The following is a 20,713-nucleotide window of genomic DNA, read 5'->3' on the forward strand; positions in this document are numbered from 1 at the left end:
TCTGCGTTATATCCGAACTTGCAGTGCATATAACATTTCTAGCGCTTTTCGCGGCGTCAATCCGTCCAGATCAAGTTTGGCCAGCTCATCCAGCACCGGATGCGGCAGGCTGGCGAACATGTCGCTCTGGTGCGGCGCGGCGGGTTTGCTGCTGGCTTTGGCCGGGCTGGCCACGGGAATATCGTGGGGCAGCGCGGTTTCTTCCAGGCGGCTCAAATGCTCGCGGGCACGGGTGATGACCTCGCTCGGCACACCCGCCAGCTGCGCCACGGCCAGGCCGTAACTCTGGCTGGCCGGCCCCGGCAGCACGTGGTGCAGGAACACAATGCGCTCGTTGTGCTCGGTGGCATTGAGGTGCACGTTGGCCACCAGCGGCTCGCTTTCCGGCAGTACGGTCAGCTCGAAATAGTGCGTGGCGAACAGCGTATAGGCACGCAAATGCGCCAAACGCTCGGCCGCCGCCCATGCCAGCGACAAACCGTCGAAGGTGCTGGTGCCGCGACCGACTTCGTCCATCAGCACCAGGCTGCGCTCGGTGGCGTTGTGCAGGATGTTGGCGGTTTCGCTCATTTCCACCATAAAGGTCGAACGGCCACCGGCCAGGTCATCGCTGGAACCGATCCGCGTGAAAATGCGGTCCACCAGCGACAACTCGCAACTGGCCGCCGGCACAAAGCTGCCGATATGCGCCAGCAACACGATCAAGGCGGTCTGGCGCATGTAGGTGGATTTACCGCCCATGTTCGGACCGGTGATCACCAGCATGCGGGTGTCGTCATCCAGCGACAGGTCATTGGCGACGAACGGCGTGGTCAACACCTGCTCCACCACCGGGTGACGGCCTTGCACGATGCGCATGCACGGCTCGCTGACAAACCGCGGGCAGTTCAAATCAAGGTTCAGCGCGCGCTCGGCCAGGTTGCTCAACACATCCAGTTCCGCCAGGGCGGCGGCGGTGTCCTGCAACGGCGCCAAGCGGCTGATCAAGTCTTCGAGCAGCGCTTCATAAAGCATTTTCTCGCGCGCCAGAGCGCGGCTCTTGGCCGACAGCGCCTTGTCTTCAAACTCTTTCAGCTCCGGCGTGATGAAACGCTCGGCACCTTTAAGGGTTTGACGACGCTGATAGTCGATCGGCGCCGACTCGGCCTGCTTGCTCGGCAACTCAATAAAGTAGCCGTGCACGCGGTTGTAACCGACCTTCAAGTTGGCTAGGCCGGTGCGGGCCTTTTCGCGGGCTTCCAGATCAATCAAGAACTGCCCGGCGTTTTCGCTCAGGGATTGCAGCTCATCCAGCTCGGTGTCGTAACCGGTTTTCAGCACGCCGCCGTCACGGATGATCGCCGGCGGGTTGTCGATAATGGCTTTTTCCAGCAGCGCCGCGAGGTCCGGGTAAGTACCGGCGGTCACGGCCAGCTGTTGCAGGTGCGGCGTATCGAGGTGGGCCATCGCAGCCTGCAATTGCGGCAGCGCGCTCAAGGCATCGCGCAGGCGCGCCAGGTCACGCGGCCGCGCATTGCGCAGGCCGATGCGCGCCAGGATGCGCTCGATATCGCCGATTTCTTTCAGCTGCGGCTGCAGCGTTTCAAAGCGATAGCCATCCAGAAGGCAGGTAATAGACGTCTGGCGCGCTTGCAGCACAGTCAAGTCGCGCAGCGGGCGGTTCAGCCAGCGGGTCAGCAAACGGCTGCCCATGGCAGTCTGGCAACGGTCCACCACCGATTGCAGCGTGTTATCGCGGCCACCGGCCAGGTTAGTGTCCAACTCCAGGTTGCGACGGCTCGCGCCATCCAGCACCACGGTATCGTCCAGGCGTTCATGGCGCAGGCTGCGCAAATGCGGCAGGGCGGTGCGCTGGGTTTCCTTGGCATAGCCGAGCAAGCAACCGGCGGCGCCGATGGCCAGGGTCAGGTTTTCGCAACCGAAACCTTTGAGGTCTTGCACCGAGAATTGCTGGCACAGACTTTTCAGCGCCGAATCACGCTCAAAATCCCACGGCGCACGACGCTTGGTCCCACGACGCTTTTCTGCCGGCAAATCCTTTGGCCAATCATCCGGAATCAACAACTCCACCGGGTTAATGCGCTCCAGCTCCGCCAGCAGGTTCTCCCAGCCCTTGATCTCCAGCACACTGAAATTGCCGCTGGTGATATCCAGCACCGACAGGCCGAACAAACGCTCATCGCCCAACACCGCCGCGATCAGGTTGTCACGACGCTCATCCAGCAGCGCCTCATCACTCACCGTACCCGGCGTAATAATGCGCACCACCTGACGTTCAACCGGCCCCTTGCTGGTCGCCGGGTCGCCGATCTGCTCACAAATCACCACCGACTCGCCCAGCTTCACCAGCTTGACCAGGTAGCCTTCCAACGAATGGTAAGGAATCCCACACATTGGAATCGACTGCCCCGCCGACTGCCCGCGCGCGGTCAAAGTGATGTCCAGCAACTTGGCGGCCTTCTTCGCGTCTTCATAGAAGATCTCGTAGAAGTCGCCCATGCGATAGAACATCAACTGATCAGGGTGCTGGTTTTTCAGACGCCAGTACTGCTGCATCATCGGCGTGTGGGAAGACAGATCGGACGTGTTTTTACTCATTGGATAGTAGGCAAATTCGTTGAAAGTGATGGGGCAAAGGGGGCGCTTGGTCCAGTGTCGATCAGTTGCGCAGCGCAGGTTTCCAAACGACGCAGGCCGAATGTGGGAGCTGTCGAGCCTGGCAGGCCGCAGCCCCTGCATCGCTGAAGTTCGAAAGCTCAACATCGTGCCCAGTCGTGGTCGCTTAACTGATCGGCATTGGGCGCTTGGCCCAGCATTTTTGCGATGGGCGCAAGGTTAACACGCGAAGTCGGGGCTTCGCAGGTCGCAAACGGTTAGGTAAAACACAAAAAAGGGCGGTGCATTTAACTAAATGCGCCGCCCCTTTCTTTCTTCCGGCTGTTACTGAAGGTTACCGGGCGAATCCAACACCTTCACCACATCATCCACCACCGCCTTCACCATCTCCTGCAAGTAATGCGACGCCCAGGCGTAACGATCCGTCTCCTTGGTCATCGCCGCATCTTCTGCGAGCTGCTTGGCAACGTGAAGGAGGTCGGATGCGTGATGCAAGGCTTCGTGCAGGGAAACACCGCTGTTGACGCGGAATAGAGGTTGGTCGGAGTGGAAGGAGAAGGGGGTGACGCCGAGGGTGGTTAACGCAGACGGATTTGTAGCGGTCATCGGTAAAACTCCCATATCAATTGAGAGCTACCACATTCGTTATCAGGCGAATTGGGTGGCAGCTGTGCGCAGGCTGATAAACCGGAGATACAGGAACCCGGCAGACCCGAAGGTCTCCCACGCACAGCCGCCATTGCACGAAATGAAAGGCGAAAAAAAACGCCTGCAAATCGGGTTTTGGGGGCGCTTGGTGCGCCTGCATCTTGCCGGGTTATCAGGCCCGGTCGCTGAATTGGCAGCGACGGAGGGAGGGTAGCGTGGTGGTGGGGTGGGTGCAACTGGGAAAAAGGGGACTCTCTTTGCTTTGCCAGCTGCCAACGGACCCATGCAGGAGGATGTGCCCAGGAAATGATCACCTAAAGATGTAAGACCCCTGGTCAGTGGCTCAAAGGTGAAGGCAGCTTTCGGCCAAGAGCGGCCGGTCGATTCTACAAATAAATACGTCCCCACCTTTTTTCCTCTGTGGTGGCCAGGCTGATGGTGGCAACTGGCTATGTTGAGACAGTGACACCCAACCTTGGCCAAGCCTGTCTTGATCAGGGCAAGCCCAACTTGACTGCCGATCAAGCGGCGATTCGTTAGGTATTTGAGTCACCATTTTTTTATACGGTAGACCAGGGGAAAGATCATCCTTTAGTATTCATTGTTGAAATGAGTTGCGTTCATTTTAACGCTCATTTATATTCATGTTTAAAATAATCTCGATGAGGATCCCCGAAAATGCTAGTCAATATCCAGATCAAAGAGGATTTACTCCTCGCGTTACTCACTCTAGCTCGAAAGAACGGCTCAACGGTTGAGGTCGCTATTGACGACATATTGCGGGAAGCCCTCGATGACCCTGATTTAGAAAGCAAATCGCTTGGTGCCTTCCTTCACGTGGCGATACGTGGGGTAGAAGCAATCGAAAAAAACGCTGAATTTACACTCGATGACGTTTTGGGTTATGAGGATTGGAATCGTCTGAGTGGTGGTGACCGTAAATCGCTTGGCCGAAGTTTCCGAAAAGAGGTTGAACGCTTGGAAATCGCCGTGTGGTTGCGCCGCAATAGCGCGAACAAGGCCATTTACTTGAAGCGGTAAACAGGAAATTTCGCACCGCTGTGCCCAAGCCCTGGACCTAAAAATCCGGGGCTAAGGACGTAGATGAGCACGATGATCGTGCTCAGCCCAGAGATATCGATATGGAAACTGTTCGCAAGTCTGCGCTTGATGACGAAACGCTAGAGAACATGGAATCTGTTTTGAGGGAAGCACTTATAGCTGTCAGCGAAGGGCGGTTAAAGGTAGACGATGCTTTAGGGGACATCCTCTATTTGGTTTCCAGCATTGATCACGGGGAACCCAGCGAAATCCAGACCTGGACAGCACCAGGTGCGCTAGTTAAGAAAATCACACGACTCTAGGGGCGTTCAGTTGGCCCTAGCCCCGGCCTCAATGAACTCGGGCCACGACACTTAAGAGATGCTGTTTTCGCGTTTTTTGAACAAGGAAATCATATGATCAGCTTCACACTAGGTCGCAACTACAAATTCGTTCTCAGTGACGGAAGAAATATCGTCCTTCGTTTCGATGGCCTCGGTGCCCACATGCGGCAAATTTGGATTGAGCCTCAATCTGGCACCGTGGTAAATCTGCTTCCTCCGTACGTAAGCGTTGAACCAGCCTAGGAAATTCGTTTTGCGTTAATTCAAGCCCGGTCGCAAGCCGTGGCAGGGTACTAAGAAGGGACACTTTCGCTCCCTAGGAACGAACAAAAAAAGGATAAATCCGTCCCTTTTGAAGGTCCCGAATGTCTGCTTCTGGCCGATTTCTGCCTGATATGATTGACCGACATTGACCCACTCGACCCAGTCGTGACAGGTAGACCCCAGCCATGAGAGTGCGAACTGTATGGCACCCAAATGTGTGGAGAAAATTGCTGTGCGAGTAAGGAATGAGCAAAGCATTTGTGAATGGCAGGGGGTTACCCCTGATCGACCACAATCAGGGTCAAAAATCGGAATAGCGTTGGGGACTCTGGGGCTTCAGCCCATAAATGGGTTAAGGGTTAATCCGGATAACGGTACGAACGGTTGGTATCTGTGGTGCGGTATGGAGTGGTCTGAGGCTGACGATTTTTTTTCACCCCTGCATGTAGACCACATCACGGACTATCTACCGGAAGTTGTCGAATATCTTGATTTGCCGCCAGGCTATCGTTTTTACATCGACGACAATAATTTTGAAGACGTTTGGCTTGACCCAGAGTTGGTACGCACTTGACTCGCCCGGTGAATTGACCTGAGTTTTCATAGACACATTGAATGAGTACTTCTGGTCGATAGCAGCCTCTCAGATTTTGAAATTGACTAGTGCCTAGACCCCGTTGCTTACTGATGTGTCGCCTAACGCTTCCCGAATTTGCATAATTTATGCAAATTAGCATTTGCCAACCCCAAAATCCCCCGTCATCATCCCCCTTATGCAAAAACGCAACGTTTCAACCGTCTTAAGAGAACTCCTAGACCGCGACCGGATCTCCCCCACGGAGCTTCACCGGCGTACTGGCGTGCCTCAATCCACACTCTCGCGGATCCTCAGCGGCAAGATCGTTGATCCGTCGGACAAGCATATCTCGCGCATCGCCGAGTACTTCCGTGTCAGCACCGACCACTTGCGCGGGCGCGCGGCGGTGGGGGCTTTGCGGGATGACGGGCGCGACCCGATGCATTCGGAACTCAGGGATATAAGCCTGTGGGATGACGACACGCCCGTTAATGATGACGAGGTGTCGATCCCCTTTCTGCGTGAGGTTGAATTGGCTGCTGGATCAGGAAGATTCGTCATCGAGGAAAGCGAGAAGGCCAGCTTGCGTTTCGGCAAGCGCAGCCTGCGGCATAACGGTGTGCAGTTTGACCAGGCCAAGTGTGTAACGGTGCGCGGCAACAGTATGTTGCCGGTGCTGCGAGACGGCGCGACGGTCGGGGTGAACGCAGGCAAGAGTGGCATTGGCGATATCGTCGATGGCGACTTGTATGCCATCAACCACAACGGCCAACTGCGGGTGAAACAGCTCTATCGCCTGCCTTCCGGGATTCGCCTGCGCAGTTTCAATCGCGATGAGCACCCTGACGAGGACTACAGCTTCCAGGATATCCAGGATGAGCAGATCAGCATCCTCGGTCATGTGTTCTGGTGGGGCATGTACGCCCGTTAACCACCTTACGTAAGACAAAGCCCGCCAGTGCGCGGGCTTTTTTTCGCCTGTAGAAAACCGCCAAATCCTTAGCCCACAAGGCCGAAAATGCACTCGTGCATTTCATTGCGGAAAATAAATGCATTTGTGCATTGACTGTATATGCATACATGCATATTCTTCATCTCAAGCCAGCCAACAAGGCCTGGTGGAGGCGGCAAGGATGCTGCCAAGGAAGACAAGGAAGGCACGCAACATCGGCAAGGACGCCATCGAAGCGATGGCAGGGAAGCCAGGCAACACCGGCAAGGATGCCGACGCTCTTTAGTTGTACCGCTTCAAGAAAACAGGCAGCGATGAACCGGCCTTAACGGTTCAGAGGGTTGGCAACTGACCCGGGTGTGCAGCGTAAAGCACCAGAAGCAGTTATCCGGCAGACAGGGATCGTGGTCGGAAAAACATCTTAGGAAAGAACCGTACCGCGCCAGTAGCGCCGAACGTTCGAATCTGGACCGCATTACTGAAAAGCCCGGGCCACCGGGCTTTTTGGAATGCCTACCTATAAATGGATTTACCCAAACACCGGCCCGTCGCCGGTAATGCTCAGCCAGGAGGCGTGACATGACAAACGAGCAGCAAGCGTTAGCGGAAATGCCTATCTGGCTGGTGATCGTACTGGCGCTGATCGGCGGTGTATCCGGCGAAATGTGGCGCGCCGACAAGGAGGGCGCCCGTGGTTGGTCGCTGATTCGGCGCCTGGCCCTGCGGTCCGGAGCGTGCATGGTGTGTGGGGTTTCTGCCCTGATGCTGTGCTACGCCGCCGGTATGTCGATCTGGACGGCCGGCGCCATTGGTTGCCTGACCGCCATGGCCGGCGCCGACGTGGCCATCGGCCTCTATGAACGCTGGGCCGCCAAGCGTATCGGCGTTAACCAGGGCTCCGGCCAGGACCCGCAATAACCGTTGCAAGGACGCTGATCAAAATGGACCTTATCGAAAAACCCTCCCAATTGCCCCAAGCCATTGGCGACGCATTGCACGCCGCCTTCCCGGACTTGAAGGTCGGTAATCATCAGGACTTTCAAGGCACCGGGGATAAAACCGGCGTGCTGATCACGGTCGAGGGCAACGGCCCGGGCATTCGCTCTCGTGAGGGCCGTAAAGCTCACGCCTTGTCGATTTCGCTCAAGGCCATGGTCGCGCCGGGTGCATTGCCGTTCGATGCCTGCGACCTGGCCAGCCAACTCATGGACCTGGTGCTGGATAACCGCTGGAACCTGCCACGGGCTCAGTGTGATTTGCCGACCTCTATCGTTGCGGCTCCCTCACTGCGTGCCACCGCAGAAACGGACTACGACACCTGGACCGTTTCCTTCACGCAAACCCTTTATCTCGGACCGGTGCTGCTCAACGATCCCACAGGCCAACCGCTGTTTGCCCGCACCTGGGAAGTGTCGAACATCAACGACCCCGATCAATACAAACCACTGGCGGAGTAGCCCATGTTCGACGCGCTGTTACGCATGCAACTGGGGCCGATCATCGAGCGGTTGGCGGAGATGGAAACCCAGCTCGAAGACCTGTATCGACGCGCTGAAAGTTTCTGTCGGATTGGCACCTGCCAGGCAGTCGATGCCGCCAGCAATACCTGCAAGGTCAGTCACGGTGACCTGCTCTCGCCATCGATCCGTTTTTTCAACCCCAGCGCGGGCGCGCAAAGCGAAACCCGCATCCCATCGGTGGGCGAGCAATGCCTGTTGCTCAACTACGGCGGCGGAGAAGGTGGCGCGCAGTCTGTGGCCTTGTTCGGTCTTAACAGTAGTCTGTTTCCGCCGGTTTCCAGTGTTGCCTCGCTGACCCGACGCCGCCACCAGGACGGCACCCAAAGCGACTACGACGACGCCAGCCACACCTTCAACTGGGTCAACGGCCCCACCACCTTCAGCGGCTCCCGCGAACAGGTCGACGTCAAGGTCGGAGCCGCCAGCCTGACGATCAATGCCCAGAGCATCACCCTGCAAATCGGTGGCACCCGCCTGTTGCTGGACGCCGGCGGCGCGCACTTCAGCGGCCCGGTGGTGGACCACCAAGGACGCGTCATCAGCCCCTGATAAGGACATCCCATGATCGGAATCGACAGGAACACCGGGGCAGCCGTCGATGACTGGCTGCAATTCGTGCAGCGCGCCACCCGAGCGCTGACCACCCCCGTAGGCACCCGCCAGAAACGCCCGCTGTACGGCTCGCTGATCCCGCAATTGCTCGGCCAGAACCTCGGCGACGACCTGCTGATCCTCGCCCAAAGCCACGCCGCGCAAGCGTTCTACAACACCCAGAACGGCATCGCCGACTTTCAACCCCAGGTCATCGTCGCCACCCGCCAAGGCGCCGGCCTGTTGCTGCGTTTTGCCGGCACCTGGAAAAACCGCCAACAAACCTTCGAGGTCGTGACATGAGCATGCTGATCCCCGGCCAGAACCAACTGGCCGAACCGGCCATTATTACGGTGGATGAGTTCGAGCCGTTGCTGGCGGAATTCAAGGCGTTCGTGGTCGATTACGTCGCCACCCGCGCGCCGCAAAGCGCGGCCAAACTCAAGGTCAGCCTCGACAACGAAAGCGAGTTGCTGACCCTGGCCCTGGAAGCCTTTTGCGTGCGGCTGCAAACCCATGAACGCAAATACAACGCCCGCATCAAGCAGATGCTGGCGTGGTGGGCCACCGGCAGCAACCTGGATGCCCGCCTGGCCGATATGGGCCTGGAGCGCCAAGTACTCGACCCCGGCGACCCGGCTGCGTTTCCACCCGTACCGCCGACGTTGGAAAGCGATGACGACGCTCGCCTGCGTTATTACCTGGCGCCACATGCCCCTGCCGCAGGTTCGCGGATGCAGTATCGGCGTGAGGTTTTCACTCTAGGCGAGCGGCCGTCGGTGAAAGTGCAAAGCGCCACGCCCGGCGTGGTAACCGTCAGCTACACCTTTGACCCGGATGGCTATGCGGCGCAGGTCAAGGACGGCAATGGGCGTCGAACCGCGCCCGGCGAAGTGATGGTGACTGTGCTTTCAAGGGAAGGGAACGGCACACCGTCCGCCGATTTGCTTGACGGTGTACGTCGCCATTTCGCACGGCCGGATGTACGACCGGAGACTGACCTGGTCAGCGTACAAGGCGCGCAAATTTTGCCTTACAAAATCCGAGTGGTCGCAAAGATCAACGCCGGCCCGGATTCGGGGCTGACGCAAGTCGCCGCGCAGAAGCTGCTTCAGGACTACGCAGAGTCCTGTCATCGCCTGGAAGGGCGGGTTGATCCGAGTTGGATTGACTATGCGATTCACAGTGCAGGGGCTGCGCAATTGCAGATCCTTGAGCCACTCGCGCCGATCATCTGCACCGCGTTCCAGGCGCCTTATTGCACGGGGGTTGAAGTGGAGGTGCATACGCTATGAGTGAGCCTAAAGCGAGTTTGTTGCCGGCCAACAGCTCACCGCTGGAAAAGGCTTTGGATTTGGGTTTTGGCAAGTTATTGGACCGCGTGATGCCGCCGTTTCCGGCGTTGATGAATCCGCTGCAAACCCCCGTTGAGTTTCTTCCTTATCTGGCCGCCGATCGTGGCGTCAGCGAGTGGGATGCGCAAGCCAGCGAGGCGGAAAAGCGGCTGACCGTGGCCTTGTCCTGGCAGATCCAACGCCAGGCGGGCACGCCCAAGGCTTTGAATCATGCAGTGGAATCGCTGGGGTTCACCCCAAACATCAGCGCCTGGTATCAACAGCGACCGTTGGGGCTGCCTTACACCTTCGATGTGCAGGCCATCATCGGGCGCAGTTGGTCCAGCGGCGACCACAACCGATTGATTCGGCGTATCGATGCGGCGAAAAGCGAGCGGGACCAGGCGACCATCACCATCGTGCATGAAACGGACGGCGGGCTTGCGTTCACTCAGGTGCTACATGCACCGCTAAGCGATGGCGAGCTTTGCCTGCACGGCGCACTGCCTGAGCTGGGCTTGATTGCGCGATTTAACAGTGCCGGTGTTGCCCGGCACTACACCATTAACGACTACGACCTCAGGGCGCAGCCATGACAGATGACATTACGCGCCTGGTGCGCTTCACCTCCAAAGGTTTGGATGAAGTACTGCAGGCAAAGAACCAGGGCTTGAAAGGCGAAATCACCCACGTTGGTGCTGGCACCGGCCGCTACAACCCCGATGGCACAGAAGTGGCCCTGCGTGATGAGCGCCAACGGGTCGCCATTGTGGATTATGAGGATTTGGGCGACCGGCAACTCAGGATGGCTGCGCTGTTCGATGGCGAGGCTGAGTATGAAATTGGCGAATTTGGTTTTTATCTCGCCAGTGGGACGTTGCTGGCGGTGTATTCCGTGGCGGGGAAGTTGCTGACGTATAAAGCGGCGGCGGCTCGAGTGCTTCAACGATTTACGTTAGATATTTCGCCTTTGCCGTCGGACAGTCTGACGGTGGTAGTGGGCAATGAAAACCTCAATGTCTTGATGACTGAGGAGTTTGCGCAGCTTGCCGCGGCGAGTGTCGACAACATGGCGCGGCATGTGGGGGTGTTGTTGCGGGTCATGAGCATGGAAGTCAAATAGCCAATGTCTTTGGGTGTTGGGAAAAACGACGTTTTACAAGGAGCGTAAAAGATGAGTTTGGAAACGGTAATCGCCGGTTTGGTGTCGGCGTGCAATGCACTAACGGATACAGTAACTAAAAAGATATCACTGATCGACCAGAAAGTAATAACGGCAACTGAGCAGGTGCCAGCGGCTGTACGAGCTGAAGTTAACAAGGTCCTGTATGTGGACTCCTCCAGTGGCCTGGACACTAATAGCGGGCTTACGCAAGATAAGCCACTTAAGACCATCGCTGCTGCGGTTGGCAGGGTCATGTTGTGCGGCTCCGCAACTATTTTTCTGCGTCGTGGAAAGGTCTATGAGGTAGGTCGTGGCTTGGGCGGAACCAATGTTGACAATATGTCGCTTCTATTCATTCCGTATGGTACAGAGGCTTCTAAACCAATCGTTCGAGGCGCGTTGGTGCGCTTTTCTGAATCGAATGTCTACGTATGTGGTGGCTTCTCCGCTATTACGGAAATGTCGATTAAGTTCACCGACTGCCGAATAGAAACCGGCCTGGCGAATGGCGTTTCACAATATGGTCCTGATTATGGCGGCTTGTTTTCTCGCGATGGAGGGGTGGGCGAAAGTGTCAGTTTTAAGTTGTTCTTTCATAAATGTGAGGTCGTGGTTCAGGACGTTCCACTGTTCAGCACGTACTACGGGTTTATTCAGCTAAGTCTCGCGCAAACGACCATTACCAAAGGCGGAGCCCAGACGACAATCGTCAATGTTGGTGTGCCCAAAATGGTTGATATCAGCACGGTGTCTATTGTTGGTTTCGGCACTGGGGCGACACTTGATAGTTTGCTTACCTTGGCGCCAGGTTCCTACACGGCCCGTCAAGCCTATACGACTATTTCCGCATAAGGAGCATTTAAGTGAGAACAGTGAATTACAAGGGCTCGATATACGTCAATCCAGATGCAGAGAGTCTGGAAGGGATGGGTTTGTCGGCTGAAGATGCAGCTGAGGTTATGGCACGACTGGTGAGTAACGAAGCCATGCAGCGTCGAGACGAACTGTTGCAAATCGCGGCGATACGTATCGCCCCCCTGTTGGATGCACAAGACTTGGGAAAGGCAACCGATGACGAGGGCGCACGGCTGCAAGCCTGGAAGCTATATCGAATCGAATTGAACCGCATCGATAACCAGGAAGGTTTTCCGGCCTTAATCAATTGGCCTGTAGCGCCAGTCTAAGAACTGACATGACCGCGAAAGCGGTTTTTTTTCGCCCAATGAATTCCCTGCTTAAGGGGCATTTTTGCATCTGGAGAAATTTACATATGGCCAACCGCCAAACCTACACCGTCCTCATCCCATTCCCCATCGGAGGTGGCCATTGGTCCACCGCCGGCGAGGAGCTGGAACTGCTCGACGTCGAAGCATCCGCGCTACGCACCGCTGGTCGCCTGGAACTGACCAGCGTCCTTAACTCCACCCCCAAGAAGGCTGACTAACCATGGCTGAGGTTCTTAACTTCGAGCACAACGGCATCACCGTGAATGCCACCGAATCCCCCGAGGCCATGGGTGGCCTTGGCGACAACGTCATCGGGCTGGTCGGCACTGCGCCGAATGCCCATGCGTCGATTCCGAAAAACGCGCCGTTCCGTATCAACAGCTTCACCACCCAGGCGCTGCTGGACCCCACCGGCGCCGAGGCGGGCACGCTGTTTCAGGCGGTGTACCAGATCCTCAAAGTGGTGAAGGTGCCGGTCTACGTGGTGATCGTGGAGGAGGGCGCAACCCCGGCTGACACCATCAACAATGTGATCGGCGGCAATGAGCCGACCACCGGCCGCAAGCTGGGCCTGGCTGCCTTGAGCAGCGTGCCGGAAGACCTGACCATCATCGGCGCTCCCGGCTTCACCGGCACCAAGGCCGTGGCCGGTGAGTTCGCCTCTTTCGGCAAGCGCATCAAGGCCCGTGTGGTGCTGGATGGCAAGGACGTTTCGGTCGCCGACCAAGTGACCTACAGCGGCGAGCTGGGCGGTGCCGACCTCGGTTTTGACCGTTGCCTGGTGGTGCACAACATGCCGTCGGTGTATTCCAAGGCGGCGAAGAAAAACGTGTTCCTGTCGCCATCCTCGTTGGCCATCGCCGCGTTGGCCAAGGTCAAGCAGTGGGAAAGCCCAGGCAACCAGGTGACGTTCGCCGAGGACGTTTCCCGTGTGGTTGAGTACAACATCCTCGACACCTCCACCGAAGGCGACCTGCTCAACCGCTACGGCGTGAGCTACTACGCCCGCACCATTCTCGGCGGCTTTTCGCTGCTGGGTAACCGCTCCATCACCGGCAAGTTCATCAGCTACGTCGGCCTGGAAGATGCCATCAGCCGCAAGCTGGTCAAGGCCGGCCAGAAAGCCATGGCCAAGAACCTCACCAAGTCCTTCATGGACCAGGAGGTCAAGCGCATCAACGACTGGCTGCAAACCCTGGTCGCCGACGAAACCATTCCTGGCGGCAGCGTGTACCTGCACCCGGAACTCAACAGTGTCGAGAAGTACAAGAACGGCACCTGGTTCATCGTCATCGACTACGGCCGCTACGCGCCGAACGAACACATGATTTATCAACTCAATGCCCGCGATGAAATCATCGAGCAGTTCCTGGAGGACGTTCTCTAATGTTTACCAACCGTGTAAGACAGGCCATTGCGGCCACCCTTCAAGGCCTGCCGTTGTCCGCGACCGTGGAGGAGTTCACTCCGCCGAAGATCGAGTTCGACATGGAACCCATGTCTGGTGGGCGCTTCATCGCCGAAGAAATGGCCAAGAGTGGCCAGGTACTCGGCGCAACCCTGGTGCTGCAAGGTGCCGGCCCGGAAATCATGTTGGCCCTGGGCGTGCGCTTGGGTGACGACATTCTGCTGAACGTGCGTGAAGCCGGTCAGGATCAGGACGGCAAAACCTACTTCACTTACCACACGGTCGGCGGCAAGCTCAAATCCCTGGAGGAGGCGAAGCTGAAAATGGGCGAGAAGGCCACCACCACCCTCGTGCTGTCCTGCCGCACCTACAACCGCCTGGAAAACGGCATTCCGGTAATCGACATCGACGTGCGCACCCAGAAGTTCGTGCTCAACGGTGTCGACATTCTCGGCGACGCCCGCCGCGCGGTGCTGATGCCGTAAGGACGACCGTGGTTTGAAGTGGGCACAGTCATGTGGGAGCCGGGCTTGCCCGCGATGCAGGCGACTCGGTGTGCCTGGTGTACCCAGGTGATGCCATCGCAGGCAAGCCAGCTCCCACATTGACCGCGCTCAGCTTTAGATCTGCGCTGCTTTTCAACAACGTTCAACAAGGAATTGCCCCATGGCCTGGATGCCACCGCTGCATATTCTGCTGTCCCCGATCACCGCCGATACTGGCGCGACGATCCAGCAAATTCAACTCAAACCGCTGTTCTACGCCGCGCAGAAAGCCGCGCTGGCCCGGGCCGGTGATGACGAGGATGACCAGTTTTTTGAACTGGCGAAACTCGCCACCGGCCTGTCGGAAAAAGAGCTCGACCAGCTCAAGCGCCCGGACTACGTGAGCATCGCTCAGTACGTACACGAAATGTCGACACGCCCTGCGTCGTTCTTCCTGGATGCGCACGAAGAAGCGTCCCACGACCAACCGGTCCAACTACTTTTGCCCCTCGACGCAGCCGGTCGCACCCTGACCGAACTGCCCCTGGAAATGCCCGCCCTGCGCGCCACCAAGGTGATGAAAAAACTCGCCACCAACAAAGAACGCGCCGAGTTCATCACCGCGCACTGCAGTGGCTTGATGCTTCCCGACCTGGCCGGCCTGACCGTGCCCGACTGGACGCAACTGCAGGAGCGCATCGACGATTTTTTAAATCAACCGGCGGACTTCTTTCGGAGCGCGACATCGAAGTAATCCTCGATGTAGTGCCGCTGATTTACTCGGTCAATGAGGCGGAAATCCTCGACTGGGACGCCGGAAAAGCATTGCGCCGCTACGACATTGCGATCTCTCGCCTTGGCGTCAAACAGGAGTAAGCGGGATGCAAAACAAGTATTCGCTGGCGAATGCCATGGTCAAGGATGGCCGTGACATCTTCGCAGGCGCAGACGGCGCAAGTGATGCCGATGATATTAGTCCAGGTGCTCTGGGACCTGAAAGTCCCGAGGGTACAGCGGTGCTGGCGCCGCTATCCGGGATGGTGTTGGCGCTCGCCAATACAGATTTGAAGTTGGGTGAACTTGCCCAGTCGCTGGGCGGATTGCGCGAAAGTGTGGATTCACTTGGCACCTCTTTATCGTTGCTGAAGGCGGCTGATGCGCAGCCGTTGAAAACGCAGGCGAACAGCGAGACGACGAAGGTGGCTGAGTTCAAATCGACTCAGTCTGAAGATCGACGCATTACTCGGGAAGCCATGACGGTGGGTGCCGCGCAACCTCTCGACCCGGTAACAGCCCTTCGAAACTCGAATGCCAACCTTTCGTTCGACACAAAGGCGACTTCGCAGAAGTCGGTAACGGTGCTTCGGGAGGTATCCACTGAAAGTGAGAAGCGCCTCTCCAAAACGTTCGAGCCTACGCCGATCTTCTTGGAAGAAACCTGGCTGAAAACCAAAACCGCGGTGATGGACGGTACCAACGATTTGGCCAAAGACTCACCGCTGGCCGCCGAAGCGATCAAAACGGCTGAGGCCGTGATCGCGCCGATGGTTTCCGGCTTTGTTTCCGAGTTGGGAGAAACCATCAAAACCCGAGTTGCTGCCAACGCGGTCGATGTGACGCTTGGCAAAATACCCGTAATCGGCAAGTTGTTCCGCGAAGGCGGCTTTGATAAAGACAAGGGCGGTGGCAATAGCAAGAGTTGCTGCTGCCCGGCTGAGGTCGAGATTCCACGAGGGCGTGACCGTTTTGGCCCGGGAGGCGGGGGCGGGAAAAAAACTTCCTCTGCGCCGAAGTCTACAAGTTCGCAGAGCACATCAAAAAAACCAGCTAAAAAAACCGGTCGCTTCGCCGGTGTTGCCCGTAGTCTGTTCGATTGGGCCATCAAGCCATTGAGTGGCTCGTCGATTGGGGGCCGTCAAGGTTTACAGCCGCCTGCAGCGAGTCTGAGCGGCCGGTCGCCAAGTACTCCAAACAACGCGCCAAGTTTGATCCAGGCATTGGATCGAGGATTTGTTCACAGGCTTTCTTCGTCACCCAGCTCGTTGACACTGCCCACCATCGGCTTATTGGGCACGATGAGCAAACTTGAATCGTCCGCCGCCCGCCGCCTGGGCCCTTTGAAGTATGTCGACACCGCCATGGAGGTGGCCCAGGGCATACGCAACGGAGACGCCAAAGCCGTCGGTGCCGGCCTCACCACCGCCGGTGGCGCCTGGGCTGGAGCCTCTGCTGGCGCCGCGATCGGCACGCTGATCTTTCCCGGCGTCGGCACCGCTGTCGGTGGCGCAATCGGCGGTTTGCTCGGCAGTGAGGCGGGCAGTTGGCTGGGCGATAAAGTGTTCGGCCAAAGTGATCGCTTGCCTGCGCCGACTGCGGTGAGCAAAGAACTTAATAGTGCGCGCGCGGACAGCGTGCAAGTCACCCTCGCCCCGAGCATCCAGATCACCGGGGTCAACCCCGCCGATGCCCAGCAGGTCGTCAACCAAGTGATCCAGGCCCTGCAATTCCAGTGCATGCCGATGGTCACTGACGCCCTCGGTATCCGGCGCAACGTGGCACTGGCCGATCCTTCAGGAGGTGATTGATGCGACAGCAAATGGTCCTCGGCAACTTTATCTTTGGCCTGTCTCGAGGCTTTGCCTATTCGTCGCTGGTGCGTACCAACGACGGCGGCTGGAGTGATTTGACGATTATTGCCAGCAAGCCTCAGTCGCGCCAGAGCGGTCAGAAGCTGGAAAAGCTCACGTTCAGCGGCACGGCGATGTACGCCGTGGGCATGCAACGCCTGGACGAATTGCGTGCACTGCAAAATGCGCGGGCGCCGCTGCCCCTGGTTGATGGCGTCGGCCGCAACTGGGGCCTGTGGCGGATCAATTCGGTGGTCGAAACCCAGAGCAATGTGATCGATGACGGTACCGCCATGGTCATGGCCTGGACCCTTGAACTGGAGGAATTCGTCAATGCGTAGAGTGCGAAGTATTGCCGGTGATTCGGTCAACCTGCTGCTCTATCGCGAGTTGGGCCGATGTGATGACGCGGCGGAAGAGACCCTGTGGCGCCACAACCCTTTGCTTGCCGAATATGGCCCGGTGCTGCCGGCGGGTGTGTGGGTGATCGTGCCGGAAATGCAAGCGCGGCCCGCTGCCGTGCGACCCATTCTGGCCTGGGATTAAGGAGGCTGCATGGCACAGGGATTTACCCCGATCGTGGAGTTTTATGGCGCCAACGCGGCGCTGCTCAATCAACGCCTGATGCACTGGAGCCACACCGACGCTGCGGGCATTGAGGCTGACCGGCTGGAGCTGACGCTCAATATCGAAGGGCTCGAGGGTTTGCCCAGCCTGAACGGCAAGATCGGCCTGCGTGTCGGTTATGTGGAATCAGGCTTGGTGGAAAAGGGCGAGTTTGTCGTCAGCCAACGTACGCCAGTGCTGTTTCCCATGCGCTTGATGGTCGTGGCCACTGCCGCGCCCTTCAGCGTTGCGGACGCAAGCGGCTATCGCCAGCGTCGGTCAGCCAGTTACGGGCCGACCACGCTCGGCGCACTGTTTCGCCAGCTGGTCAGCCGTCACGGCTATTCACCGCGTGTGGCGCCGGCCCTGGAGGGCATTGCCATCGCGCATATCGACCAGTCCAACGAAAGCGACATGGCGTTTATTTCGCGTCTGGCCAGGCTCTACCGTGCAGTCACCAAACCGATTAACGAACTGTATGTGTTGGCCGAAGCCGGTCGGGTCAATTCGCTCTCCGGCCAGCTACTGCCGGACGTGAAGCTGTCTGTCACCCAGGACAACCGCCCCGGTGAGCAGAGCTTCATCACCGCCAAACTCGACGAAAAGTCCCGCGCAAAATACGAAGGTTGCCGCGCCAGCTGGTGGGATGCCGCCGCCGGCAAGCAGCGCGTGGTTCAAGTCGGCAATGCGCCGTTCAAAACCTTGCGCCAACGCTACCAGAACGAAGCCGAGGCCCGCGCCGTGGCCGAAGGCGAGCTGCGTCGTGTGGGGCGTGAAAAGCTGCAATTGCTGATCGATTGCCCAGGCAATCCATTGTTGGCCGCCGAAGGTCTGTTAGTGCTGGATGAGAGCTGGCCGTCTTATATGCAGGGGCGCTGGTCGATAAAACAAGTGGTGCATGTTGGCGATCCAGCCACGGGATACCGCAGTTCGATCACGGCGAGCGGGTTGTCGAAATAGATAATTTTCCAGAGTAGAGCCAATGCTGATAACACTCCCTCAACTGCTGGGTGTGATGCCGGGAGCCCGCCTTAGCGCGGGCGTTTTTTTAGCCCCCTTGAATGCAGCGTTTGCGCGTTACGCGATTAACACGGCCAAACGCGTTGCCGCCTTCCTCGCCCAGGTCGGTCACGAGTCCGGCGAACTGCGCTACGTGCGCGAGTTGGGCAGCGCTCAATACCTCAGCAAATACGACACCGGCACCTTGGCCGCACGCCTGGGCAACACCCCCGAGGCGGACGGCGACGGCCAGCAGTATCGGGGCCGGGGGCTGATCCAGATTACCGGGCGGCGCAATTATCTGGCCTGCAGCCAGGCGCTGTTTGGCGACGATCGGCTGTTGCGCCAGCCCGAGCTGTTGGAGCAGCCGCAATGGGCATGTGAATCCGCGGCGTGGTTCTGGCAGAGCAACGGTTTGAACGAACTCGCCGACAAAGACCAGTTCATCACCATCACCCGGCGCATCAATGGCGGGCTGAACGGGCTGGAGGACCGTCTGCAACTATGGACACGGGCCAAGGTGTTGTTAGGCGTTTCTTAGCTTGCCTGCCAGGCGTACGTGCGCGCCGTCGGGCGTTAGCATCTTGATCCAGTCTGTCGCTTGCGTGTGGGAATTGCTCCTGTAGGGTAGGCAAATCCCCGCCTACTTCTGGAGACGACCGTGAAGGAAATCACTCAACTGGCCGCTGAACTGGGGCGCCGCTTGCAGGTGCTCAATGCCCACGTCACCACCGCAGAGTCCTGCACCGGCGGCGGTATCGCCGAAGCGATCACGCGGATTCCGGGCAGTTCGGCCTGGTTTGAAGCGGGCTATGTCACCTACTCCAATCGGCAGAAGACCCGGCAACTGGGGGTGCCAGAGGCGCTGTTCGCCAAAGTCGGCGCCGTCAGCCAGGAAGTGGTGGAGGCGATGGTGCGAGGCGCGCAGGAAAAAAGCCTGTCGCGTTTTGCCGTGGCGGTCAGCGGCGTCGCAGGGCCGGATGGCGGTTCGCCGGACAAACCGGTCGGCACCGTCTGGCTGGCGTTTGGTGTGGGCGAGGAGGTAACCACCGAGCTGGCGCACTTCCCCGGTAACCGCGACGAGGTCCGCCGACAAACGGTAAAAGCCGCCTTGGAGGGCTTGTTGCGACGAGCTGCAGCAGAAATAGACAATCAGGGGTAGGCGATCTTCAATCTTTGTGGAACAATACTGTCTACTTATACAGGTGTTGGCCGTCAGGCCTTATTGATTACGTGAGGACTTTAATGGACGACAACAAGAAGAAAGCCTTGGCTGCGGCCCTGGGTCAGATCGAACGTCAATTCGGCAAGGGTGCCGTAATGCGTATGGGCGATCACGACCGTCAGGCGATCCCGGCTATTTCCACTGGCTCTCTGGGTCTGGACATCGCGCTCGGCATTGGCGGCCTGCCAAAAGGCCGTATCGTTGAAATCTACGGTCCTGAATCTTCCGGTAAAACTACCCTGACCCTGTCGGTGATTGCCCAGGCGCAAAAGATGGGCGCCACCTGTGCATTCGTCGACGCCGAGCACGCCCTTGACCCTGAATACGCCGGCAAACTGGGCGTCAACGTTGACGACCTGCTGGTTTCCCAGCCGGACACTGGCGAGCAAGCCCTGGAAATCACCGACATGCTGGTGCGCTCCAACGCCATCGACGTGATCGTGGTCGACTCCGTGGCGGCCCTGGTGCCAAAAGCGGAAATCGAAGGCGAAATGGGCGACATGCACGTGGGCCTGCAAGCCCGCCTGATGTCCCAGGCGCTGCGTAAAATCACCGGTAACATCAAGAACGCCAACTGCCTGGTGATCTTCATCAACCAGATCCGTATGAAGATCGGCGTGATGTTCGGCAGCCCGGAAACCACCACCGGTGGTAACGCGCTGAAGTTCTACGCTTCGGTCCGTCTGGACATCCGCCGTACCGGCGCGGTGAAGGAAGGTGACGAGGTTGTTGGTAGCGAAACCCGCGTTAAAGTCGTGAAGAACAAAGTGGCTCCGCCATTCCGTCAGGCCGAGTTCCAGATTCTCTACGGCAAAGGTATCTACCTGAACGGCGAGATGATCGACCTGGGCGTGCTGCACGGTTTCGTCGAGAAATCCGGTGCCTGGTATGCCTACAACGGCAGCAAGATCGGTCAGGGTAAGGCCAACTCGGCCAAGTTCCTGGCGGACAACCCGGATATCGCTGCCACGCTTGAGAAGCAGATTCGCGACAAGCTGCTGACCGCCGCGCCGGACGTGAAAGCTGCCGCCAACCGCGAGCCGGTTGAAGAAGTAGAAGAAGCCGACACTGACATCTGAATTAAA

The 20,713-nt window shown here is 58.1% G+C and carries 25 protein-coding genes; 23 read left to right on the plus strand and 2 right to left on the minus strand.

What is annotated here, in order from left to right:
- Positions 1–6: 6 nt before the first annotated feature.
- Both mutS and L8I05_RS09065 read right to left on the minus strand, forming a co-directional pair.
- Positions 7–2,598, minus strand: a complete 2,592-nt coding sequence (mutS, locus tag L8I05_RS09060) for a DNA mismatch repair protein MutS (protein ID WP_177016322.1) — start codon at positions 2,596–2,598, stop codon at positions 7–9.
- A 342-nt stretch (positions 2,599–2,940) separates the two neighbouring features.
- Entirely contained in the window at positions 2,941–3,222 is a 282-nt protein-coding gene (locus L8I05_RS09065; RefSeq protein WP_069552179.1) for a DUF3077 domain-containing protein, read from the minus strand.
- 720 nt (positions 3,223–3,942) lie between these two features.
- Here L8I05_RS09065 and L8I05_RS09070 point away from each other — a divergent pair.
- The 23 genes from L8I05_RS09070 to recA all read left to right on the plus strand — a co-directional run bounded on the left by L8I05_RS09070 (position 3,943) and on the right by recA (position 20,707).
- Positions 3,943–4,305, plus strand: a complete 363-nt coding sequence (locus L8I05_RS09070; RefSeq protein ID WP_242168447.1) for a DUF1413 domain-containing protein — start codon at positions 3,943–3,945, stop codon at positions 4,303–4,305.
- 101 nt (positions 4,306–4,406) lie between these two features.
- Positions 4,407–4,628, plus strand: a complete 222-nt coding sequence (locus L8I05_RS09075; protein ID WP_242168449.1) for a hypothetical protein — start codon at positions 4,407–4,409, stop codon at positions 4,626–4,628.
- Between the two features lie 1,049 nt (positions 4,629–5,677).
- The gene (locus L8I05_RS09080; protein WP_242169341.1) at positions 5,678–6,421 is read left to right on the plus strand and encodes an XRE family transcriptional regulator; all 744 of its coding nucleotides are present in this window, start codon (positions 5,678–5,680) and stop codon (positions 6,419–6,421) included.
- Positions 6,422–7,021: 600 nt separating this feature from the next.
- On the plus strand, positions 7,022–7,360 hold the full coding sequence (locus tag L8I05_RS09085) for a phage holin family protein (protein ID WP_159954583.1): 339 nt from the start codon (positions 7,022–7,024) through the stop codon (positions 7,358–7,360).
- A gap of 23 nt (positions 7,361–7,383) precedes the next feature.
- Complete coding sequence (locus tag L8I05_RS09090; RefSeq protein WP_177016318.1) at positions 7,384–7,899, plus strand: hypothetical protein; 516 nt, start codon at positions 7,384–7,386, stop codon at positions 7,897–7,899.
- 3 nt (positions 7,900–7,902) lie between these two features.
- On the plus strand, positions 7,903–8,511 hold the full coding sequence (locus L8I05_RS09095) for a phage baseplate assembly protein V (protein WP_242168452.1): 609 nt from the start codon (positions 7,903–7,905) through the stop codon (positions 8,509–8,511).
- A gap of 12 nt (positions 8,512–8,523) precedes the next feature.
- A complete protein-coding gene (locus tag L8I05_RS09100; RefSeq protein WP_028619075.1) occupies positions 8,524–8,856 on the plus strand; it encodes a phage baseplate protein in 333 nt (110 codons plus the stop codon).
- Positions 8,853–9,848 (plus strand): baseplate J/gp47 family protein, encoded by a 996-nt coding sequence (locus tag L8I05_RS09105; protein WP_242168455.1) that lies wholly within the window; start codon positions 8,853–8,855, stop codon positions 9,846–9,848. Before L8I05_RS09100 ends, L8I05_RS09105 begins: the two co-directional genes overlap by 4 nt.
- Positions 9,845–10,483 carry a phage tail protein I gene (locus tag L8I05_RS09110; protein ID WP_242168457.1) on the plus strand — a complete coding sequence of 213 codons (639 nt, stop codon included), beginning with the start codon at positions 9,845–9,847 and terminating at the stop codon, positions 10,481–10,483. The genes L8I05_RS09105 and L8I05_RS09110 overlap by 4 nt, the downstream gene beginning before the upstream one ends.
- Positions 10,480–11,010 (plus strand): hypothetical protein, encoded by a 531-nt coding sequence (locus L8I05_RS09115; RefSeq protein WP_242168459.1) that lies wholly within the window; start codon positions 10,480–10,482, stop codon positions 11,008–11,010. Before L8I05_RS09110 ends, L8I05_RS09115 begins: the two co-directional genes overlap by 4 nt.
- 51 nt (positions 11,011–11,061) lie before the next feature.
- Positions 11,062–11,904, plus strand: coding sequence for a hypothetical protein (locus L8I05_RS09120; RefSeq protein ID WP_242168460.1), 843 nt, complete (start codon positions 11,062–11,064; stop codon positions 11,902–11,904).
- Positions 11,905–11,915: 11 nt separating this feature from the next.
- Positions 11,916–12,236 (plus strand): tail fiber assembly protein, encoded by a 321-nt coding sequence (locus tag L8I05_RS09125; RefSeq protein ID WP_242168462.1) that lies wholly within the window; start codon positions 11,916–11,918, stop codon positions 12,234–12,236.
- An 8-nt stretch (positions 12,237–12,244) separates the two neighbouring features.
- The gene (locus tag L8I05_RS09130; protein ID WP_242169372.1) at positions 12,245–12,496 is read left to right on the plus strand and encodes a hypothetical protein; all 252 of its coding nucleotides are present in this window, start codon (positions 12,245–12,247) and stop codon (positions 12,494–12,496) included.
- A gap of 2 nt (positions 12,497–12,498) precedes the next feature.
- Positions 12,499–13,665 carry a phage tail protein gene (locus tag L8I05_RS09135; protein WP_242168464.1) on the plus strand — a complete coding sequence of 389 codons (1,167 nt, stop codon included), beginning with the start codon at positions 12,499–12,501 and terminating at the stop codon, positions 13,663–13,665.
- Positions 13,665–14,171, plus strand: a complete 507-nt coding sequence (locus tag L8I05_RS09140) for a phage major tail tube protein (RefSeq protein WP_242168466.1) — start codon at positions 13,665–13,667, stop codon at positions 14,169–14,171. Before L8I05_RS09135 ends, L8I05_RS09140 begins: the two co-directional genes overlap by 1 nt.
- A 181-nt stretch (positions 14,172–14,352) precedes the next feature.
- The gene (locus L8I05_RS09145; RefSeq protein ID WP_242168469.1) at positions 14,353–14,925 is read left to right on the plus strand and encodes a phage tail assembly protein; all 573 of its coding nucleotides are present in this window, start codon (positions 14,353–14,355) and stop codon (positions 14,923–14,925) included.
- 127 nt (positions 14,926–15,052) lie between these two features.
- A complete protein-coding gene (locus L8I05_RS09150) occupies positions 15,053–16,756 on the plus strand; it encodes a phage tail tape measure protein (protein WP_242168471.1) in 1,704 nt (567 codons plus the stop codon).
- Positions 16,756–17,139 (plus strand): phage tail protein, encoded by a 384-nt coding sequence (locus L8I05_RS09155; protein WP_242168473.1) that lies wholly within the window; start codon positions 16,756–16,758, stop codon positions 17,137–17,139. Before L8I05_RS09150 ends, L8I05_RS09155 begins: the two co-directional genes overlap by 1 nt.
- A complete protein-coding gene (locus tag L8I05_RS09160) occupies positions 17,132–17,344 on the plus strand; it encodes a tail protein X (RefSeq protein ID WP_159954595.1) in 213 nt (70 codons plus the stop codon). The genes L8I05_RS09155 and L8I05_RS09160 overlap by 8 nt, the downstream gene beginning before the upstream one ends.
- 9 nt (positions 17,345–17,353) lie before the next feature.
- A complete protein-coding gene (locus L8I05_RS09165) occupies positions 17,354–18,364 on the plus strand; it encodes a contractile injection system protein, VgrG/Pvc8 family (protein ID WP_242168475.1) in 1,011 nt (336 codons plus the stop codon).
- A 22-nt stretch (positions 18,365–18,386) separates the two neighbouring features.
- Complete coding sequence (locus tag L8I05_RS09170) at positions 18,387–18,944, plus strand: glycoside hydrolase family 19 protein (protein WP_242168477.1); 558 nt, start codon at positions 18,387–18,389, stop codon at positions 18,942–18,944.
- Positions 18,945–19,064: 120 nt separating this feature from the next.
- Positions 19,065–19,565, plus strand: coding sequence for a CinA family protein (locus L8I05_RS09175; protein WP_242168479.1), 501 nt, complete (start codon positions 19,065–19,067; stop codon positions 19,563–19,565).
- A gap of 83 nt (positions 19,566–19,648) precedes the next feature.
- Complete coding sequence (gene recA, locus L8I05_RS09180; RefSeq protein ID WP_003189042.1) at positions 19,649–20,707, plus strand: recombinase RecA; 1,059 nt, start codon at positions 19,649–19,651, stop codon at positions 20,705–20,707.
- Positions 20,708–20,713 lie beyond the last annotated feature (6 nt).

Source organism: Pseudomonas sp. MONT-RG-20F-20-E-7-02, assembly GCF_022662395.1.
Classification (GTDB): Bacteria; Pseudomonadota; Gammaproteobacteria; order Pseudomonadales; family Pseudomonadaceae; genus Aquipseudomonas.

Bases quoted from the DNA above. Each gene is read 5' to 3' on its own strand.
- L8I05_RS09145 (WP_242168469.1), top strand. From the start codon at position 14,353: ATGGCCTGGATGCCACCGCTGCATATTCTGCTGTCCCCGATCACCGCC.
- L8I05_RS09065 (WP_069552179.1), bottom strand. From the start codon at position 3,222: ATGACCGCTACAAATCCGTCTGCGTTAACCACCCTCGGCGTCACCCCC.
- L8I05_RS09075 (WP_242168449.1), top strand. From the start codon at position 4,407: ATGGAAACTGTTCGCAAGTCTGCGCTTGATGACGAAACGCTAGAGAAC.
- L8I05_RS09085 (WP_159954583.1), top strand. From the start codon at position 7,022: ATGACAAACGAGCAGCAAGCGTTAGCGGAAATGCCTATCTGGCTGGTG.
- L8I05_RS09100 (WP_028619075.1), top strand. From the start codon at position 8,524: ATGATCGGAATCGACAGGAACACCGGGGCAGCCGTCGATGACTGGCTG.
- L8I05_RS09070 (WP_242168447.1), top strand. From the start codon at position 3,943: ATGCTAGTCAATATCCAGATCAAAGAGGATTTACTCCTCGCGTTACTC.
- L8I05_RS09155 (WP_242168473.1), top strand. From the start codon at position 16,756: ATGCGACAGCAAATGGTCCTCGGCAACTTTATCTTTGGCCTGTCTCGA.
- L8I05_RS09160 (WP_159954595.1), top strand. From the start codon at position 17,132: ATGCGTAGAGTGCGAAGTATTGCCGGTGATTCGGTCAACCTGCTGCTC.
- L8I05_RS09150 (WP_242168471.1), top strand. From the start codon at position 15,053: ATGCAAAACAAGTATTCGCTGGCGAATGCCATGGTCAAGGATGGCCGT.
- L8I05_RS09135 (WP_242168464.1), top strand. From the start codon at position 12,499: ATGGCTGAGGTTCTTAACTTCGAGCACAACGGCATCACCGTGAATGCC.
- L8I05_RS09130 (WP_242169372.1), top strand. From the start codon at position 12,245: ATGACCGCGAAAGCGGTTTTTTTTCGCCCAATGAATTCCCTGCTTAAG.
- L8I05_RS09140 (WP_242168466.1), top strand. From the start codon at position 13,665: ATGTTTACCAACCGTGTAAGACAGGCCATTGCGGCCACCCTTCAAGGC.
- recA (WP_003189042.1), top strand. From the start codon at position 19,649: ATGGACGACAACAAGAAGAAAGCCTTGGCTGCGGCCCTGGGTCAGATC.
- L8I05_RS09110 (WP_242168457.1), top strand. From the start codon at position 9,845: ATGAGTGAGCCTAAAGCGAGTTTGTTGCCGGCCAACAGCTCACCGCTG.
- L8I05_RS09165 (WP_242168475.1), top strand. From the start codon at position 17,354: ATGGCACAGGGATTTACCCCGATCGTGGAGTTTTATGGCGCCAACGCG.
- L8I05_RS09170 (WP_242168477.1), top strand. From the start codon at position 18,387: ATGCTGATAACACTCCCTCAACTGCTGGGTGTGATGCCGGGAGCCCGC.
- L8I05_RS09095 (WP_242168452.1), top strand. From the start codon at position 7,903: ATGTTCGACGCGCTGTTACGCATGCAACTGGGGCCGATCATCGAGCGG.
- L8I05_RS09090 (WP_177016318.1), top strand. From the start codon at position 7,384: ATGGACCTTATCGAAAAACCCTCCCAATTGCCCCAAGCCATTGGCGAC.
- L8I05_RS09105 (WP_242168455.1), top strand. From the start codon at position 8,853: ATGAGCATGCTGATCCCCGGCCAGAACCAACTGGCCGAACCGGCCATT.
- L8I05_RS09115 (WP_242168459.1), top strand. From the start codon at position 10,480: ATGACAGATGACATTACGCGCCTGGTGCGCTTCACCTCCAAAGGTTTG.
- L8I05_RS09120 (WP_242168460.1), top strand. From the start codon at position 11,062: ATGAGTTTGGAAACGGTAATCGCCGGTTTGGTGTCGGCGTGCAATGCA.
- mutS (WP_177016322.1), bottom strand. From the start codon at position 2,598: ATGAGTAAAAACACGTCCGATCTGTCTTCCCACACGCCGATGATGCAG.